We start from the raw sequence: 18,259 nt of genomic DNA, 5'->3' as shown, positions 1-18,259 counted from the left end.
CGGTTGCGGTGGCTGCCGCTCGGTGCAGTCGATCACGCCGGCGTGTCCTCCCTGTGGCGGTCCGCCGGCACGGCGGCCTCGGGCCTCTTCGCCGCCCACCGGGCGGCCATGTACTCGTCCGACAGGCGCCGGCCGAACGCGAAAAAGTACCAGCGCAGGTAGCTCGGCATGAACCGGCCCACGTCGAAGTGCGACTCCCCGAGCTGGCGGTCGAGCCAGATCGTCGGGATCTCCGCGACCGGCCGCCGCATCCGGGTCGCCTTGGCGGTCAGTTCGATGCCGATCTCGAAGCCGGTGTTCGACTCGATGCCGACCTCCCGGACGAAATCGGTGTCGTACGCCTTGAAGCTGTTGGTGGCGTCGCGGGTGCCGACCCGGGCGAACATCTTGAGCGTCTTGCCGGCCCACCGCGACGCGAGCCGCTTGAACCGGGGGCCGCCGACCTGCTGCCCGCCGGGCATGTACCGGGACGCCGCCGCGACCACCACACCGCGGTCCACCAGGCGGGCCAACTCGTCGATCTGCCGCGGATCGTCGCAGCCGTCGGCCATCGTCACCACCGCGACCGGGGCGCGCGCCGAGTCGATGCCGAACCGGATCGCGTTGGCGGGGCCGCGCCCGTACGTGTTGAGCACCGCGCGCACCCGCGGATCGGTGCGGGCGAGCTCCGCCACGTACGGCACCGTGGTGTCCTCGGGCATGTCGTGCACGACCAGTATCTCGGCCGGCAGCAGCACCTCGCGCAGGATCCGCTGGAGGTGGCGGACCACTTCGGGTCCCTCGTTGTAGACCGGGATGATCACTGAGACCCGTGGTGTCACACCAGAACCCCCTGCCCGGTAAGGCCCCACATGTCGATGACCGGCTTGTCGGTGCCGAGATCGGTGTAGTCGGCGTGCGGAGCGGCGATCACCAGGAGATCGGCTCGTTCGAGGACCTCGTCCAGCGGAAGGAACCGGTCGTCACGGACGTACGGGTCGGTGCAGAGCGTCTCCCGCGCCTTCAAGGTCAGGATCTTGCGGAGCTTGTACGCCAGACTGTCACGCGGATCGTCGCTGCCACCCTTGAACGCCATCCCGAGGATGCCGACGGTCAGCTCGCTCAGGTCGAACCGGTCCTCCAGCCGCGACACCAGGTACAACGGCAGCCCCTCGTTGATCAGCATCGCCGAGTGGCCGAGCACGAAGTTGTTCCGGTTGAACGCCGCCAGCTGCATGGTGTCCTTGAGCAGGCACGGGCCCGCCGCGAAACCGGGCATCGGCAGGTCGGCCGCGCGCGGGTAGTCGAACGACACCGCGTGCCGGATCCGGGCGAAGTCCAGGCCGAAGTCGTTGGCCATCATCCAGAACTGGTTGGCCGCCGCGAACTTCAGATAGCGCCAGGTATTGGTGAACAGTTTCGCCAGCTCGGCCTCCTCCGGCTCGAGCCGGACGATCGAGTCGGTGAGCCGGCGGAACAGTTTCTCCGCACGATCAAGAGCTTGCGGGGTACGCGCGGCGACGATCTGGGGGAGCGTGAAGAGCTCGGTCATCGCCCGGCCCTCGGCGATCCGTTCCGGGCAGAACGCCACGTCGACGTCGAGACCGCGGCTCCTCAGCAGCTTCTCGGTCAGCGCGGTGACGCCCGGGTAGACGGTGCTGCGCAGCACGATCAGCTGGCCGTCGTGCAGGTGTTCCACACAGCGCTCGATCGCCCGCGGCACCGCGCCCAGGTCGGGGTTGAGGTGCTCGTCGACGGGGGTGCCGACGACCACGACCAGCGCGTCCGCCCGCCCGACGCTCGCCGGGTCGGTGCTGGCCCGCAGCCGGCCGTCGGCGAGGGCCTCGTCGAGTGGCGCCTGCGCACCCTCCTCGGTGAACGGCATGACACCGGAGTTGACCCGGTCCACGGCGGCGGCGTCGATGTCGTAGAGCACGACGGACAGGCCGCGCGCGGCGAGTGCGACACCCAGTGGGAGGCCGACCCGGCCACACCCACCGACCACGCAGACGTCCACGCCGAAGGCCTCATCTGCCTCGGTCATTTCGCCTCACAATTCTCGCCGGGCTCCGGCGTGTAGGCAGGTTACTCGCGAGGAAACCTCGGGTCTACCCATGCGTAGCCAAGGGGCTATCGTTCGTGACCATGGCAGGCACGCCGTCCACCACCCTGAGCGCCCGCATCGCCGCCGCGCTCCCCTCCAGCGCCGTGGCAGCCGCGGTGCGCGTCGCGTATCCGCGGGTCGAGCCGGAGCTCGCCCGGTTGAAGTCGTACGTCCCCCGTTGCGCGACCGCCGTCGATGTCGGCGCCTGGTACGGGCCCTGGACCCGTGGCCTGCGCCGGATCGCCGAGCGGGTGGTGTCCGTCGAGCCCGTCCCCGAACTGGCCCGCAGCGTGGCCACCGCCTTCCCGGACGTCCGGGTGATCGAGGCGGTCGCCTCCGACCACGCCGGCACGGCCGAGCTGTTCCTCCCGGCCGGCGGCCCCGGCGAGGGGACCTCCTCGGTCGAGCACGGCGCCGGGCCGACCGCGACGGTCCGCCGGGTCACCATCGACTCCCTGGAGCTGACCGGGGTCGGTTTCATGAAACTGGACGTCGAGGGGCACGAGACGGCGGCCCTGCTCGGCGCCGAGCAGACCGTCAAACGCGACCGGCCGCAGTTGATCGTCGAGCTGGAGGAGCGGATCCAGCCCGTTCAGCCGGTGCTCGACCTGCTCGCCGGCTGGGGTTACCGGCCGTTCGTCATGCCGGACGACCGCTGGATCCCGCTGGCCGACTTCGACCTGATCGAGCACCAGCGCGGCGCGCTGGAACGGGTCGGGCAGAGCTTCGTGCGACGGGTCATCCGGCCCACCCCGCGGTATGTGAACATGGTGCTGTTCCGGCCCGAGGAGAGCCGATGACGACGAGCACCGCCACACCGGCGCCGCAGCCCCCGGACGCGGGCGCCGCTCCGAGACTGGACCCGGTCGCCGCGATCGCGGCCGTGCTCATCGCGGCCAGCGTGATCTGGCGGGCGTCGATCACCACGCGCGGCTACCTCACCGCCGACGACTTCCCGATCGTCTCGCAGGCCCACGAGTACGGTCTCGGTGGCCTGTTCACGCTCTACAACAACCACTTCATGCCGGCCGGCCGGCTGGTCACCTACCTGATCGACCGGCTGACCGGGTACGAGTACTGGCCGTACGCCGCCCTGATGATCCTCGGGCAGCTCGCCGTGAGCATCGCCTTCTACCGGCTGCTGAAGCTGATGCTGCCGGCCGGCTGGGCGCTGCTGGTGCCGCTGACGCTGTTCCTGTTCAACCCGCTGACGCTGGAGGTCAGCGCCTGGTGGGCGGTCGGCCTGAACCTGCTGCCGATGCAGCTCGCGATGATCGTGGCGCTGGCCGCCCAGGTCCGCTACGTGCAGACCGGCGACCGCCGGCACCTGATCACGCTGGCCGCGGCGGTCCTGGTGGGTCTGCTCTTCTTCGAGAAGGCGCTGCTCATCGTCCCGCTGGTCTTCCTGGCCACGCTCTTCCTGTACGCGCCCGGCGGCCCGGTCCGCGCGCTCGTCGTCACGATCCGGCGCTGGTGGCCGGCGTGGGCCCTGCTGACCGCGATCTCGCTGCTGTTCCTCGGCGTCTACCTGGCGATGGCCACCGGCTCGTCGGTGCGGGTGCCACGGTCCGCCATGGAGGTCGGGGACTTCCTGGTGCAGTTCTTCGGCTCGTCGCTGGCGTCCGGCCTGACCGGCGGCCCGTGGTCCTGGCTGGACGCCGCGGACGGCCCGGCCGTCGCCGCGCCCACCCGCGAGGCACAATGGATATCCTGGGCGCTCGTCGCCGCGCTGTTCGCGCTCACCCTCTGGCTGCGCCGGTCGGTGGCCGGCCGGGCCTGGGGCCTGATGATCGTGTTCGCGCTGCTGGCGGCCGGCCTCATCGCGTTCACCCGGCTCGGTTCGGAGATGAGCGGCGTGGCCGGTCTGGTGCCGCGGTACCTCGGTGACGTCTTCGTGGTCGCGGCGCTCTGCGTCGGCGTGGCGGTGGCCGGTCTGCGCCGCCCGGCCGCGGACGGCGGGGAACCGGTCGCCGACCCGGTGCCCGCCCCGGTCCGGCGGCATCCGCAGCAGTTCGTCGTCGGTCTCGGCGTCGGCCTGGTCCTGCTCATCGCCAGCAGCGTCTACAGCAGCGTCGACTTCGCCACCGACTGGGCGTCCAAAGCGGGCCGGGAATACCTGGCCACCGCCACCAGGGAGCTGAACGCGGCGGAGCCCGGCACGGTCTTCATGGACCAGCCGGTGCCGGAGCTGGTGGTGCCGAGCCTGGTCTACCCGTGGAACAAGCAGTCGAAGTTCTTCGGCCCGCTCGGCGACGAGGGGCCGGTGTTCGTCACCGAGGCCAGGAAGCTGTCGGTCATCGACGACTCCGGCCATGTCCGGCCCGCCTGGGTGAAGGGCGTGAAGAACAAGCCGGGGCCGATCCCCGGCTGCGGCTACCGGGTGGCCGGCGGGAAGACGACCACGATCAAGCTGGAGACCGCACTGATCAACTACTGGCACGCGGTGCGGATCGGCTACATCAGCGACCGGGCCACCGTGGCCACCATGCGGATCGGCGACCGGGAGCCGGTGACGTTCGACGTCCACCAGGGCCTCAACGCGATGTTCCTGCTCCGGATGGCCGACGGCGACGAGGTCGAGCTGACCCTGCGCGATCCGAAGGCCGGCCTCTGCACCGACGAGATCGAGATCGGCGCGCTGGTGCCGCAGCCGATGTGATGACCGTGCGACCCGGGCTGGTCCTGCACGCCGTGGCCGCGTCCGTCACGGCCGTGCTGCTGGCGCCGCTGGCCCTGCCCGGGTACGTGCTGCGTTACGACATGGTCTTCGTGCCGCGGCAGGCGCTGAGCTGGGAGATGATCGCCCCGGCCGACGCGCTGCCGCGGGCGGTGCCGCTGGACGCGGTGGTGTCGGTGGCCAACCTGGTCGCGCCGGGCTGGCTGCTGCAGCGGATCGCGCTGGTGGCGATCGTCTACCTGGCCGCGCTCGGGGCGGCCCGGCTGCTGCCGTCGCGGCGGCTGCTGCCCAAGGTGGTGGCGGCCCTGGCCTACGCCTGGACGCCCTACCTGGCCGAACGGCTCCTGTTGGGACAGTGGGCACTGCTGCTGGCGTACGCCTGCCTGCCCTGGATGGTGGCCGCGATCCGGGACGTGCGCGCCGGGCGGCCCGGCGCGCCGGCCCGGCTGGTGGTCGCCGCCGCGCCGGCCGCGCTGACCCCGACCGGCGGCCTGATCGCCCTGGCCGCCGTCGTCGTGCTGATGCCGCTGCGGCAGCGGGCCACCGCGATCGCCCTGGCCGCCGTCACCGCCCTGAACGCGCCCTGGCTGGTCGCCGCGTCGACCAGCGCCGCCGGCGGCGCCTCCGACCCGGACGGGGTCGGCCAGTTCGCGGCCCGCGCGGAGAACTGGGCCGGCGCCTGGACGGCGCTGGCCGGCACCGGCGGCATCTGGAACGCCCAGACCGTGCCGGCCAGCCGGGAGTCGGTGCTGGCGCCACTGGTGACCGTGCTGCTGATGGCCGCCGCCGTGCCCGGCCTGATCGAGCTGCGGCGCCGCTGGCCCGGCGGCGCGGCCCGGCTCTACGCGCTGGCCGTCGGCGGGTTCGTGCTGGCGGTGGCCGGGATCGTGGGCCCGGGCGTGGCGCTGCTGGAGTGGGCGGTCGTGGCGGTGCCGGGCGCCGGGCTGCTTCGCGACGGGCAGAAGTTCCTGATCCCGTACGCCCTGGTCCTGGCCCTGGGTTTCGCTCTCGGCGCGGAACGGGCGGCGGCCTGGCTGGCCCGCCGGTTCGAACCGTCCGCCGGCCGGGTCCTGCTGGCCGGCGCCGCCCTGCTGCCCCTGATGGTGCTGCCGGACCTGGCGTTCGGGGCGATGGGGCAGCTGCGGCCGGTGCGCTACCCGGCCGACTGGCAGCAGGTCGCCGCGCGGGTGGCGGACCGGCCGGGCGAGGTGCTGTCGCTGCCGTTCGAGGGCTACCAGCGATACTCCTGGACCGGTGACGTGGTGGTCCGGGACCCGGCCCCGCGCTACCTGGACGCCCCGGTGCTGATCAACGACGCCCTGCGGGTCGGCACGGTGACCGTCGACGGGGAGAGCCCGCGGGCCACCGCGGTCGGCGCGCTGCTGGCCGCGGGCCGGCCGGCGGCCGACGCCGGAACACCCTGGGTGCTGGTGCGGCGCGGCGCCGGGGAGCCGTCCGTGGCGGTGCTCGCGGGGCTTCGGCTGGTGTACGACGGGAAGTATCTTCAACTGTGGGACAACCCGTCAGCGCCGCCGGTGTCGTCGGTGGCCGGTGACGGCCGCCGGGCCTGGGCGCTGTTCGGCCACCTGCTTGCGGCCCTCGTGGTGCTCGCGGGGGTTCTCCGGCTACTGCTACCGGGCAGTAGATCGTGGTACGGTCCGCCCACCCACCAGTTCGGGGAGGAAGAATCATGGCCAAACTGGCCACGCTCGTCATCGCGACCTTGGCCGGGGGCCTCCTCGGCATCGTCGGCGTCGTCGCCGCGGTCGGGAGCCTGAACCCGTCCGCCGACCATGTCGCCAACGTGAGCAACGATGACGTCACCCAGGGCACTGCCGTCTACGGTCAGCGCTGACAGCAAGCGGAAAAGGAACGGCCCGGCGGTTCTCCGCCGGGCCGTTCCTCGTCCTCCGCCCTCATCGGACCCGCTCACCGGTCGGCGCCGACGGCATCCCCCCGGCGAGCTGCCGGTGCACCACCCCGGCGAACGCCTCCCCGGCCTTCTCCCAGGTGAACCGGCCGGCGTGCACGGCGGCCGCGGAGCCCATCTCGGTACGCCGCCGGGCGTCCAGCAGCAGCGCGCGCACCTGGAGGAAGAAGTCGTACTCGTTCTCCACCAGCACGCCGGTCTCGCCCTCGGCCATCGCGTCGGCGACCCCGCCCGCCGACCGGAACGCCACCGAGGGCGTGCCCCGTACCCCCGCCTCGACGATGGTCAGGCCCCAGCCCTCCTTGAGCGAGGGCATCAGCAGCAGCCAGGAGCCGCAGAGCAGTTCGTGCTTGCGCTCCTCGGAGACGAAGCCGGTGAACCGGACCCGGTCCTGGATCCCCAGGTCCTCGGTGAGTTGCAGCAGCGGCTCGTCCCACCAGCCCTGCCCGGCCACCACCAGCTCGACGGTGGGCAGTTCCAGGGCCAGCAGGGCGGTCGCGCGCAGCGCGAACTCCACCCGCTTGTGCGGCACCAGCCGGCCCAGCACCATCAGGCTCGGATGCGGGGTACGCGGCACCGGCGGCCCGGTGACCTCGGGTGTCCCGTTGTGCACGACGGTGATCCGGTGCCGGTCCACGCCGAGGCCGGTGAGCTCGTCGCGGGTCGACTCGGAGACGGTGACGTACTGACAGCGCCGGTAGACCCGGACGGCCAGCACCGACTCGATCCACCAGCCGATCCGGGCGATCCGCGGGCCGAACACCACCGGCCACTGCTCCCGGTGCACGTGGTGGACCAGCACGATCACCGGCCGCCGGGCGTAGAGTCGGCTGAGGAACGGCATGCCGTTGCCGACGTCTATGATCACATCCGGTCGGCCGAGCCGGCGGCGGGACAACGGCCCGATGCCGAGAAGACCGATCAGGTAGGTGAGAGCGGCCATCAGGTAGACGGTGTGCCGTCCGCCCCGGCGGACGATGCGTACACCGCCGGCGGTGGTCTCCTGCGCCGGGGCGATGCCGTGGGCCTGGCAGAGCAGGGTCACGCGGTAACCGCGACGCACCAGTTCGGTGGCGACCCGGTCGAGGTAGAGCTCGGAGCCCCCACCCTCGGGGTGCTTGGTGTCCCGCCAGTTCAGGAACAGGACGTGACCGCCGCAGGCATCCGTCATGGTCTACTCTGCCACCCCTACTAGCGAGTACGATTCGCGATCGCGTCACACTAGGTCAGCCCTGGGAACAACCGCAACGGCCGCGTAACAACGGGAGGAACCGCGTGAGCGATGGGAGCCTCCGCGCGAGACCGGAGTTCTGGCCGGTAGCGCTGTTGAGCGCGGCGCTGATCGCGGTTCTCGCCGGATGGTCCGGATTCACGTATCTCGATCGAACGCGTAACGATCCGGCGTGCACGGAGCGCACCACCCTGCGGGTCGCGGCGGCGCCGAGCATCGCCCCGGCGGTCCGCACCACCGCCGACCGTTTCGCCCAGCGCGACCCCTGCCTGGACCTGCTGGTCGAGGCCCGGGAATCGGTGGACGTGCTGCGGGTGGTGTCCCGTACCGCCACGGAGGGCGTCGTCACGGCCTCCGCCTCGGCGTCGGCCGGGCCGTCCGCGGGGAGATCGGCCTCCTCATCGGCCGGCGCCGGCCCCAACGCGGCCGCCGACGCCACCGTCGCGCCCGACGTGTGGCTGCCCGAATCCACGCTCTGGCTGCGCCGGGCCCGCGCGACCGGGGCCTTCCAGGTGCCCGCCGAGGGCGTCTCGGTGGCCACCACCCCGGTCGTACTCGCCCTCGACGAGGGCACCGCGAAACGGGTCGGCGCGGCCGGCTGGCCGCAACTGGTCGGCGCGGTGAAACCGCCGGTGGCGGTCTCCCTGCCGGACCCGGCGACCAGCCCGCTCGGCTTCGCCGGCCTGCTCGGCCTCCGTGACATCGCCCGCGGCAGTGCGCCGTACACCGCGGCGCTCATGCGCAGGCTGTCGCCGAACACCGTCTCCACCGCCGGCGAGAAGGTCCCCGACCCGGTCGGCCCCGGCAAGAACGAGACCGCTGTGGTCAGCACCGAGCAACAGGTGCTGTTCGCGGCGGCCGGCGGCAGGAGGCAGGTGGCGGTCTACCCGGGCCGGCCGGTGCCCGGCCCCGACTACCCGTACGCGGTGCTGACCCCCGAGGAGGAGCAGCGCGAGTACGCCACCGGGCTGCTGCGCGCGCTGCTCGCCACGAACGGCGCCGAAGTCTTCACCGGGCACGGGCTGCGCGCGCCGGACGGCGCCGCGCCCACCGACATCCCGGCCGCCACCCGGATCCGCAAGACCGCCTACACACCCGCCCCGCTGCCCGCCGAACAGGACGCCGAGACGCTGCTCAACGCGTGGGGCGGGGTGCACATCAGCGCCCGGATGCTGGCCGTCTTCGACATCTCCGGCTCGATGGCCGCCGCGGTGCCCGGATCGGACGAGTCCCGGCTGTCCGCCACCATCAAGGCCGCACAGGACGGAGTGCAGCTGTTGCTCAGCACCACCGAGCTGGGGGTGTGGGAGTTCTCCACCGACCTGGACGGGCAGCGCGACTACCGCGAGGTGGTCCCGGTCGGCCCGATCGGCCCGCGCCGCGACGACATCATCCGCCGGGTCGGCCGGATGGAGGTGGAGCCCGACGGGACCACCGGCCTCTACGACACCGCGCTCGCCGCGTACCGGGACGCCACCCGCAACTGGACGCCCGGCCGGATCAACATGGTGCTGATCCTGACCGACGGCACCGACGACAACGCCAGCGGCATCAGCCGGGCCACCCTCCTGCGTGAGCTGGGCAGACTGGCCGACCGGAAGCGCCCGGTGCCGATCCTGTTCATCGGTGTCGGACCGGAGATCGACCCGGCCGAGCTCAACCAGATCGCCAAGGCCACCGGCGGCCGGGTCGCGCTCACCGACAAGCCGTCCGGCATCCGGCAGATCTTCTACACCTCCCTCGCCGAATTCAGCTGCCTGCCCCCGGAGTGCCGCCGATGACCGCCGCCGTCCGGGAGCGGACCCGGGTGACCACACCGCCCGCCACCACCGCCGGCCCCAGCCGGCACGCGCTCGCCATCGTCGGCGCCCTGCTGCTGGTCGTGCTCGCCTTCGTGCAGCGCCCCGGCCAGGCCACCTTCGACACCAAACTGGACCTGGCCGAGAACCCGATCGGCTTCATGTCCCGGGCCCTGCACCTGTGGAACCCGTGGGCGACCTCGGGCGAACTGCAGCAGCAGGCGTACGGCTACCTGTTCCCGATGGGCCCGTTCTTCGCCGCCGGCGACCTGCTCGGCGTGCCGCCGTGGATCACCCAGCGCCTGTGGTGCGCGGTGCTGCTCTGCGTCACCTACTTCGGGGTCCTGCTGCTGGCCCGCGCGCTGCGGATCGGCAACGACGCCGGCCGGATCGTGGGCGCGCTGGCGTACACCCTGGCCCCCCGGATGCTCACCGAGATCGGCCCGCTCTCCTCGGAGATGCTGCCGGTGGTGTTCCTGCCCTGGGTGATGCTGCCCCTGGTGCGGTTCCGCAGGATCGGCTCGGCCCGGCGGGCGGCGGCGCTGTCCGCGCTGGCGGTGCTCTTCATGGGCGGCATCAACGCCGCCGCCACCGTGATGGCCCTGGTCCTGCCCGGCCTGTGGCTGATCACCCGGCGCTGGGACCGGCGGTTGGCCGAGCTGATCGGCTGGTGGGTGCTCTGCGTCGTCGGGGCGACTCTGTGGTGGATCGTCCCGCTGCTGCTCTTCGGCGAGTACAGCCTGCCGTTCCTGGACTACATCGAGTCCTCCGGCACGACCACCGCGGTCACCTCGCTCTTCCAGGCGTTCCGCGGCACCAACCAGTGGGTCGGCTACATCGTGCAGGGCGACCCGTGGTGGCCGGCCGGCTGGACCCTGATCGACAACCCGCTGCTGATGACGGCGACCGCGCTGGTCGCCGCCGTCGGCCTGGCCGGGCTGGCGATGCGCGGCCTGCCCGAGCGGCGTTTCCTGATCGTCGCCATGTTCACCGGTCTGACCCTGCTGACCATGGGTTACGTCGGCACCATGGACAGCCCGTTCGCGCCGTTCGCCCGCGAGCTGCTGGACGGGCCGCTGGCCCCGCTGCGCAACGTGCACAAGTTCGAGCCGGTGCTGCGCCTGCCGATCGCGCTGGGCCTGGCGTACGCCGCCAGCCGCACCCTGCGTCTGCGCCGGCTGCCGTGGCCGGTCCCGGCGAGCCCGCTGGTCGCGGCGCTGCTGGTGATCGCGGCCGCGCCGGCCGGGATGACGCTGCTGCGTCCCGGGCCGGGCTGGACCGCGATGCCGTCGTACTGGCAGGAGGCCGCGGACTGGCTCACCGACCAGGACGCGCGGGCGCGCACCCTGGTCGTGCCCGGCGCCGGGTTCGCCCAGCACACCTGGGGCCGGACCGTCGACGAGCCGATCCAGCCGCTGGCCGGGGCGCCGTGGGCGCAGCGCAACCAGATCCCGCTCGGCTCCGAGGGCAACACCCGAGTGATGGACGCGGTCGACGCGGTCCTCGCGCAGGGGCAGGGCTCCCCGGCGCTGGCCGCCTTCCTGGCCCGATCCGGCTACCAGTACCTACTGGTCCGGCACGACCTGGACCGGGCCGCCTCGGGCGCGCCGCCGATCGCCGTGGTGCGCCGGGCCATCGCCGGGTCGCCGGGCCTGGACCGGGTCGTCACGTTCGGCCCCGAGGTCGGCGCCGGCGGCGCGGAGCCCAGCCCGGTGGACGCCGGGGTCGCCGTGCCGTCCATCGAGATCTTCCAGGTCGCGGGCACGGTGCCGGCCGTCTCGGCGACCGCGATCGCCGACGTCCCGGTGGTCAGTGGCGGCCCCGAGTCGCTGCTCGGCGTCCTGGAACAGGGCCTGATCGACGGAACCCAGCCGGCCGTGCTGGCCGGTGACGCGACGGGTGACCTGGGCCTGGCCGCCGGTGAGTCGACGGCCCGGCCGATCGTCACCGACGGCCTGCGCCGCCGTGAGCTCAATATCGGCCGGATCCGCGACAACGTCAGCCAGACCCTGACCGCCGACGAGAAGACCAGGCAGGGCCGGGTACGCACGGACCTGACCCCGTTCGACCCGGCCGGCCACCAGACCGTCGCCGAATACCAGGGCATCCGCTCCGTGCAGGCGTCCAGCAGCATCAGCTTCGCCGACGCGGTCGCCGCGATCGACCCGTCCGCCCTGCCGTACGCGGCCCTGGACGGCGACCGGTCCACGGTGTGGCGCTCGGACCCGTACGAGCCGGGCGCCGGCCAGTGGATCGACGTCGAGCTGGGCACCGCCAAGCGGGTCACCGCCGTGACCGTGGACTTCGTCGACGACCTGCGGGTCTCGGCGCCGGTCTCGGTCGTCCGGCTGACCACCGACCAGGGCATCGTGGACCGTCCGGTGCCGGCCACCCCCGGCCCGCACCGCCTGGAGACGCTGCCCGGCCTGACCACCTCGGTCCGGATCACCGTCCTCGCCCTGCGCCAGGGTTACCAGGGCAGCGTCGTGCTGCGTGAGCTGGGCATCCCCGGCCTCACGGCGGAGCGCGGCCTGCGGGTGCCGGCCGACACCGCGGCGAACGTCGCGCCGGTCTACGCGTTCGAGCGGGCCGTGCAGCAGCGCGGCTCCTGCTATCCGGCCGGGACCGGGGCGGGCGCCGCGATCCGCTGCGACCAGTTCCTGACCCGGCAGGGCGAGGAACCGCTCGGCATCGACAGGTATTTCACCACCCCGGTGGACGCCGCCTACGACCTGAGGCTCACCGCTCTGCCCCGGCCCGGCGCGGCCGTCCCGCTGTCCCGGCCGGTGTCCGCGTCCGCGTCGTCGGTGCTGACCGGTGACGTCACGGTCGGCGCGCACGCCGCCGTCGACGGCGACCCGGTCACCGCCTGGCTGGCCGAGCCCACCGACGCGCAGCCCACGCTGGCCCTGGCGTGGAAGGGCAACCGCCGGGTGGACCGGGTGCGGCTGGTCGTGCCGGAGGCCCCGGCCGCGGCCCGGCCCACCATCGTGTCGATCAGTGCGGGCGGGCGGAACACCAGCGCCCAGGTCGGCGCCGACGGCTGGGTCACGTTCCCGGCCGTCGTCACCAGCCGGATCGCGATCACCGTCTCGGCCGCTGAGCGGGTCACCGCGGACACCCGCGGCGGCGGCATCGGCTGGCCCGCCCCGGCCGGCATCGCCGAGGTCCAGGTGCCCGGGCTGGCCGGGCTGCTCGCACCGGCCGCCGACGGCACGCCGCTGGCGGCGCCGTGCGGCAGAGGCCCGGCCGTCGAGATCGGCGGGGTCCGCTACCCGACGTCGGTGCGGGGCACCCTCGGCGACGTCCGGGCGAAAAGAGCGCTGGCGGTGACCGTCTGCGACGTGTTCGCCAGCGAGTCCGTCCGGCTGCCCCAGGGTGACCAGCGTCTGCGGACGGTGCCGTCGGCGGCGTTCCTGATCGACTCCGCGATCCTGGTTCCGGACGGCACGACGGACGCCGCTCCCGCGGTGAGCCACCGGGCCGTGACCGTGGAGCGCTGGGACGCCACCGAACGGGCCGTGACGGTCGCCGCCGGGGCCGCGTCGCTGCTGGTCGTGCCGGAGAACCTGAACGCCGGATGGGCCGCGACGCTGAACGGTCAGGAGCTGCGGCCGGTCCGGGTGGACGGGTGGCAGCAGGCGTTCGTGCTGCCGGCCGGCGACGGTGGGCCGGTGATCTTGCGGTTCACGCCGGACGACCCGTACCGTACCGGTCTCGCGGCCGGCGCCGGATGTGTCCTGCTGGTCGTCCTGCTCGCCCTCGTGCCGGCTCGCCGGCGGGAGGTCGCCGCCGGTCCGCCGGCCAGGCTCCGCACTCGCGTCCCCGGTGGGGACTGGTGGATGATCCTGCCGCTGATGGTGCTGGTGGTCGTCCTCGGCGGCGCGGCCGGCGCCGCGTTGCTGCTGGCCGCCCTGATCATCCGGCAGGGCCGGCCGAACTGGCTGCCCGGGCTCGCCTTCGCGAGCGCCGTGACCGCTGTCGTGGTCGCGGTCGGCGGGCGGCTGCTCGGGCACGGGCAGGAGTGGGCGTACGGGATCGCCGTGCAGTCGGCGATGCTGGCCGCCGTGTGCGCGGTCGCGGCGGTCGCGGCCCCGTCGTCCGGCCGGCCGGAGAAGGAGATCTCAGTGGACGAGTGGCCGATCAGCCCGTACCGGGCGACGCTGCGCCGATCGGTCCGGCTGTTCCGCGCCTTCCTGGTCGAGCAGAGCGACCCGGACCGGTTCTACTCGCTGCTCGCCGAGGACTCGGTACGCCAGCTCGAGGCGTACGCCGACCTCGACGGCGCCCGGGTGCTGGACGTCGGCGGCGGGCCCGGCTATTTCGCGAGCGAGTTCGAGAAGGCCGGGGCCACGTACCTGGGGCTCGACCCGGCCGTCGGCGACTTCGCGGCGGCCGGCGCCGAGGTCAACGGGATGATCCGGGGCAGCGGCACCGCGCTGCCGATCCGTACCGGGGCGCTGGACGTCTGCTACTCGTCGAACGTGCTGGAGCACGTCAGCGAACCGGAGGCGATGCTCGACGAGATGGTCCGGGTCACCCGGCCGGGCGGAACCGTCTTCGTGTCGTTCACGCCCTGGTGGTCGCCGCACGGCGGGCACGAGACCGGGCCCTTCTGGCACTGGCTCGGCGGTGACCGGGCGCGGCGCCGTTACCTGCGCAAGACCGGCCACGAGCCGAAGAACCGCTACCGGGAGACGCTCTTCCCGGTCAGCGCCGCCCGGATGATGCGCTGGGCCCGGGCCGCCCGCCGTGCCGGTTCCGTCACGGTTGTCGACGTCATCCCGCGGTATCACCCCTGGTGGGCGCAATGGGTGGCTTCGGTGCCCGTGCTGCGGGAGGTGCTCACGTGGAATTTCACGGTGGTGCTGCGGCGCGATGGCGAGTCTGTTTCAGCAAGCGATCAGGAAGATGTGTCCAGGGTCTCGCTTCCGGATGTGACTCAGTAGTAACCTCCTGCCAGCTTGGCATACATTCACCTGCCACAATTCCGATTCCACCTCGTGGAGGACATATGAAGTCCCGCGTCATCGGCACCGTGCTGTTCGGTTTCGGCGTCTTGGCGTTGGTATTCGCCGGCGGCCTTGCTTTCGTCGTGGCCCCGACGGCCAAGCAGATCCCGTACGACATGGAGATGACCCAGTCGGTGGCCGAGGCGCCGAACGCCCGTTTCATGCAGATCAAGGGCGGCACGGCCACCATCGAGAGCGCCACGCTCCGCTCGACGGTGACCGTCCAGCCCGACGCCGACGCGACCGCCAAGCTCCAGGGCGACCTCGACGGCAGCGCGCTGGTCTGGGTGGCCGGCCAGCAGGTCCAGCGGACCGACACCAACGAGCTGATCAGCGCCTACAGCACGTCGTTCGCCGTGGACCGGGAGACGGCCGCGTCGGTGAACTGGGCGGACCAGTGGCTGGACACCGGCGGCCAGCGTGAGCCGGTCTCCTACAAGGGCCAGGTCTACAAGTTCCCGTTCGGCACCGAGCAGAAGGACTACGAGATCTTCGACCGGGACATCCTCGACGCCCGGCCGGCGAAGTTCGTCAAGACCGACGAGATCCAGGGTCTCGAGGTCTACCAGTTCACCCAGACGCTGCAGAACGAGACCCAGGTGCTGCCGGAGGACCGGGTCAAGCTGATCCTCGGCCAGCTCCTGCCGGGCGCCACCGAAGGCTCGGTGAAGTACAGCAACACCCGTACCGTGTGGGTCGAGCCGAAGACCGGCCAGTTCCTGCGGGTGCAGGAGCAGCAGCAGAAGCAGCTCGTCTCCACCGACGGCCGCTCGGTCGACATCCTCGACGCGACCTTCGCCTACAACGACGAGACCGTGAACAAGTCGGTCGACACCGTCGGCGGCAACGTTCTCAAGCTCGACCTGGTCGGCCTGTACGGCCCGATCGGCCTCGGCGTCCTCGGCCTGATCCTCGCCGTCGTCGGCGGCATCATCGTGGCCCGGGGCAACGCCCGCACGGCCGCCACCGGTGTCCCGGCGCAGTGGACCGGCTCCGGCCGGCACGCGGCCCAGGACGAGGAGACCGCCGACGCGACGGCCGCCGCCGACAAGTCCTGATCCCCGGCTGGTCAGAACGGCCGCGTCACCGGGGGACAACCCCCGGTGGGGCGGCTTTTCTGTGTCGGCGGACACTCACAACGGCGGGCGCCGGGACGTGACGCCGGGGTAATCGGCGACGCACTTTCAAGTGACCATGCGGAAACCAGCGGTTCCTAGGTTGGGTGCACGTCCCGTCTGCGATGACGTCTGGCTTGAAGGGGTGCCCGTGGCTGCCGATGTCACCCAGGTGCGAACCGTGTGCGGCTACTGCGGTGTCGGTTGCGGGATGGTGCTCGACGTAGCGCGCCACGGCGACGGCCGTCTCAAAGTGATCAAGGCGAGCGGGGACCGGGAACACCCGGCCAACGCCGGGCGCCTCTGTACCAAGGGCGCGACGAGCGCCGAACTGCTCGCCGCGCCGGGACGGCTGGACACCGCGCTGATCCGTTCCGACCGCGGCGCCGCTCCGGAGCGGACCGGCGTGGACGCCGCGATCAGCGAGACCGCCCGGCGGCTGCGCGCGATCATCGACGAGCACGGGCCGGACTCGTTCGCCATGTACGTCTCCGGGCAGATGACCCTGGAAGCCCAGTACCTGGCGAACAAGCTGGTCAAGGGCTTCATCGGGACGAACAACATCGAGAGCAACTCGCGGCTGTGCATGGCCAGCGCGGGCACCGGATACAAACTGTCGCTGGGCGCCGACGGCCCGCCCGGCTCCTACGACGACCTGGATCACGCGGACGCGTACCTCGTCATCGGGTCGAACATGGCCGACTGCCATCCGATCCTGTTCCTGCGGATGATGGAGCGGGTCAAGGCCGGCGCCAAGCTGATGGTCGTCGACCCGCGGCGCACCGCCACCGCGGAGAAGGCCGACCTCTTCCTGCAGATCCGGCCGGGCGCCGACCTGGCCCTGCTCAACGGCCTGCTGCACCTTCTCGTGGCCTCTCGGCACATCGATCAGGACTTCATCGAGGCCAACACCGAGGGCTGGGAGGCGATGCCTCCGTTCCTCGACGACTACCCCCCGGACCGGGTCGCCGAGCTCACCGGCATCCCGGAGGCTGACATCCGGACCGCGGCCGAGTGGATCGGTGCGTCCGGGAACTGGGTCAGTCTGTGGACCATGGGCCTCAACCAGAGCACCCACGGCACCTGGAACACCAACGCCCTGATCAACCTGCACCTGGCGACCGGCGCGATCTGCCGTACCGGGAGCGGGCCGTTCTCGCTCACCGGCCAGCCCAACGCGATGGGCGGCCGGGAGATGGGCTACATGGGCCCGGGACTGCCCGGCCAGCGGTCGGTGCTGGTTCCGGCCGACCGCGAGTTCACCGAGAAGGCGTGGGGCGTGCCCGCCGGAACCCTGCGCACCGAGGTCGGCAAGGGCACCGTCGACATGTTCGAGCAGATGGCCGCAGGGAGGATCAGGGCCTGCTGGGTGATCTGCACCAACCCGGTCGCCTCGGTCGGCAACCGGCGCACCGTCATCGCCGGCCTGGAAGCCGCCGAGCTGGTCGTCACCCAGGACGCGTTCGCCGAGACCGAGACCAACGCGTACGCCGACATCGCGCTGCCCGCGGCCATGTGGTCCGAGGCGGACGGCATCATGATCAACTCGGAGCGGAACCTGACCCTGGTCCACCCGGTGGTGCCCGCGCCCGGCGAGGCGCTGCCCGACTGGCAGATCATCGCCCGCGTCGCGACCGAGATGGGTTACGGCGCGTCGTTCGCCTACGGTTCCGCCGAGGAGATCCTCGAGGAGATCAAGACCTTCGCCAACCCGCAGACCGGGTACGACCTGAGCGGCGTCACCTACGAACGGCTGAACCGTGGCCCCGTGCAATGGCCGGCCGCGCCCGGCGGCCCGGACCGGAACCCGATCCGCTACCGCACCGCCGACGGCGGCCTCCGGTTCGCCACCCCCGGCGGGAAGGCGGTCTTCCACGCCCGGCCGCACACCGACCCGGCGGAGATGCCCGACGACGACTACCCGTTCGTGCTCAACACCGGCCGCCTCCAGCACCAATGGCACACCATGACCAAGACCGGCAAGATCGCGAAGCTGAACCGGCTCAACCCGAAACCGTTCCTGGAGATCAACGCGGTCGACGCGGAAGGGTACGAGATCGCGGCCGGGGACCTGGTGGAGATCGCGTCCCGGCGCGGGCGGGCCGTCCTGCCCGCCGTCATCACCGACCGGGTCCTGCCGGGCGGCTGCTTCGCCCCCATCCACTGGAACGACCTGTTCGGCGAATACGTCAGCGTCAACGCGGTCACCAGCGACGCCGTCGACCCGATCTCCTTCCAGCCGGAGCTCAAGGTGTGCGCGGTGTCGCTCACCCGGGTCGGCCCCGCCCCGTCCGGCCCGGCCGTCTCCGGTTCCTCCGCGCCCCTCGTCCCTGTCACCGGCTCCTCCACCAACGGTTCCGGCCTGACCGGCCCGCCCTCTGCCGGTTCCTCTGCTGCCGGGACTTTCCCCGG

At 72.3% G+C, this 18,259-nt stretch carries 10 protein-coding genes; 7 read left to right on the top strand and 3 right to left on the bottom strand.

Annotated features, from left to right (window positions below):
- Positions 1 to 32 precede the first annotated feature (32 nt).
- Together Aut01nite_RS16345 and Aut01nite_RS16340 are read right to left on the bottom strand one after the other, a co-directional pair.
- Positions 33 to 821, bottom strand: coding sequence for a glycosyltransferase family 2 protein (locus Aut01nite_RS16345; RefSeq protein WP_052163099.1), 789 nt, complete (start codon positions 819 to 821; stop codon positions 33 to 35).
- Complete coding sequence (locus Aut01nite_RS16340) at positions 818 to 2,023, bottom strand: nucleotide sugar dehydrogenase (RefSeq protein ID WP_043521753.1); 1,206 nt, start codon at positions 2,021 to 2,023, stop codon at positions 818 to 820. The genes Aut01nite_RS16345 and Aut01nite_RS16340 overlap by 4 nt, the downstream gene beginning before the upstream one ends.
- Before the next feature lie 101 nt (positions 2,024 to 2,124).
- On the opposite strand from Aut01nite_RS16340, the gene Aut01nite_RS16335 reads away from it, so the two are divergent.
- The 3 genes from Aut01nite_RS16335 to Aut01nite_RS16325 are packed head-to-tail and all read left to right on the top strand — an operon-like array spanning position 2,125 to position 6,538.
- Positions 2,125 to 2,883, top strand: a complete 759-nt coding sequence (locus Aut01nite_RS16335) for an FkbM family methyltransferase (protein ID WP_052163100.1) — start codon at positions 2,125 to 2,127, stop codon at positions 2,881 to 2,883.
- On the top strand, positions 2,880 to 4,742 hold the full coding sequence (locus Aut01nite_RS16330) for a glycosyltransferase family protein (protein ID WP_052163101.1): 1,863 nt from the start codon (positions 2,880 to 2,882) through the stop codon (positions 4,740 to 4,742). Before Aut01nite_RS16335 ends, Aut01nite_RS16330 begins: the two co-directional genes overlap by 4 nt.
- Entirely contained in the window at positions 4,742 to 6,538 is a 1,797-nt protein-coding gene (locus Aut01nite_RS16325) for an MmpA family trehalose lipid delivery protein (RefSeq protein ID WP_201775415.1), read from the top strand. Before Aut01nite_RS16330 ends, Aut01nite_RS16325 begins: the two co-directional genes overlap by 1 nt.
- Before the next feature lie 138 nt (positions 6,539 to 6,676).
- Here the strand turns inward: Aut01nite_RS16325 and Aut01nite_RS16320 are convergent, their stop codons facing one another.
- Entirely contained in the window at positions 6,677 to 7,861 is a 1,185-nt protein-coding gene (locus Aut01nite_RS16320) for a glycosyltransferase family 4 protein (protein ID WP_043521754.1), read from the bottom strand.
- A gap of 104 nt (positions 7,862 to 7,965) precedes the next feature.
- On the opposite strand from Aut01nite_RS16320, the gene Aut01nite_RS16315 reads away from it, so the two are divergent.
- The 4 genes from Aut01nite_RS16315 to Aut01nite_RS16300 all read left to right on the top strand — a co-directional run.
- Positions 7,966 to 9,702: a substrate-binding domain-containing protein gene (locus tag Aut01nite_RS16315; protein WP_083998442.1), complete on the top strand. Its 1,737-nt coding sequence runs from the start codon at positions 7,966 to 7,968 to the stop codon at positions 9,700 to 9,702.
- Positions 9,699 to 14,669, top strand: coding sequence for an alpha-(1->3)-arabinofuranosyltransferase domain-containing protein (locus Aut01nite_RS16310; protein WP_043521865.1), 4,971 nt, complete (start codon positions 9,699 to 9,701; stop codon positions 14,667 to 14,669). The genes Aut01nite_RS16315 and Aut01nite_RS16310 overlap by 4 nt, the downstream gene beginning before the upstream one ends.
- Before the next feature lie 65 nt (positions 14,670 to 14,734).
- Positions 14,735 to 15,790, top strand: a complete 1,056-nt coding sequence (pgfA, locus tag Aut01nite_RS16305; protein WP_043521755.1) for a cell envelope lipid trafficking protein PgfA — start codon at positions 14,735 to 14,737, stop codon at positions 15,788 to 15,790.
- Between the two features lie 208 nt (positions 15,791 to 15,998).
- Positions 15,999 to 18,259, top strand: a 2,261-nt coding sequence (locus tag Aut01nite_RS16300; RefSeq protein WP_204037560.1) for a molybdopterin oxidoreductase family protein, incomplete at its 3' end; no start/stop codon positions are given.

The sequence above is a fragment of the Actinoplanes utahensis genome, assembly GCF_016862455.1.
Lineage (GTDB): Bacteria > Actinomycetota > Actinomycetes > Mycobacteriales > Micromonosporaceae > Actinoplanes > Actinoplanes utahensis.
The sequence above is the reverse complement of the archived record's forward strand: the minus strand, read 5'-3'. Positions and strand labels throughout refer to the sequence as shown.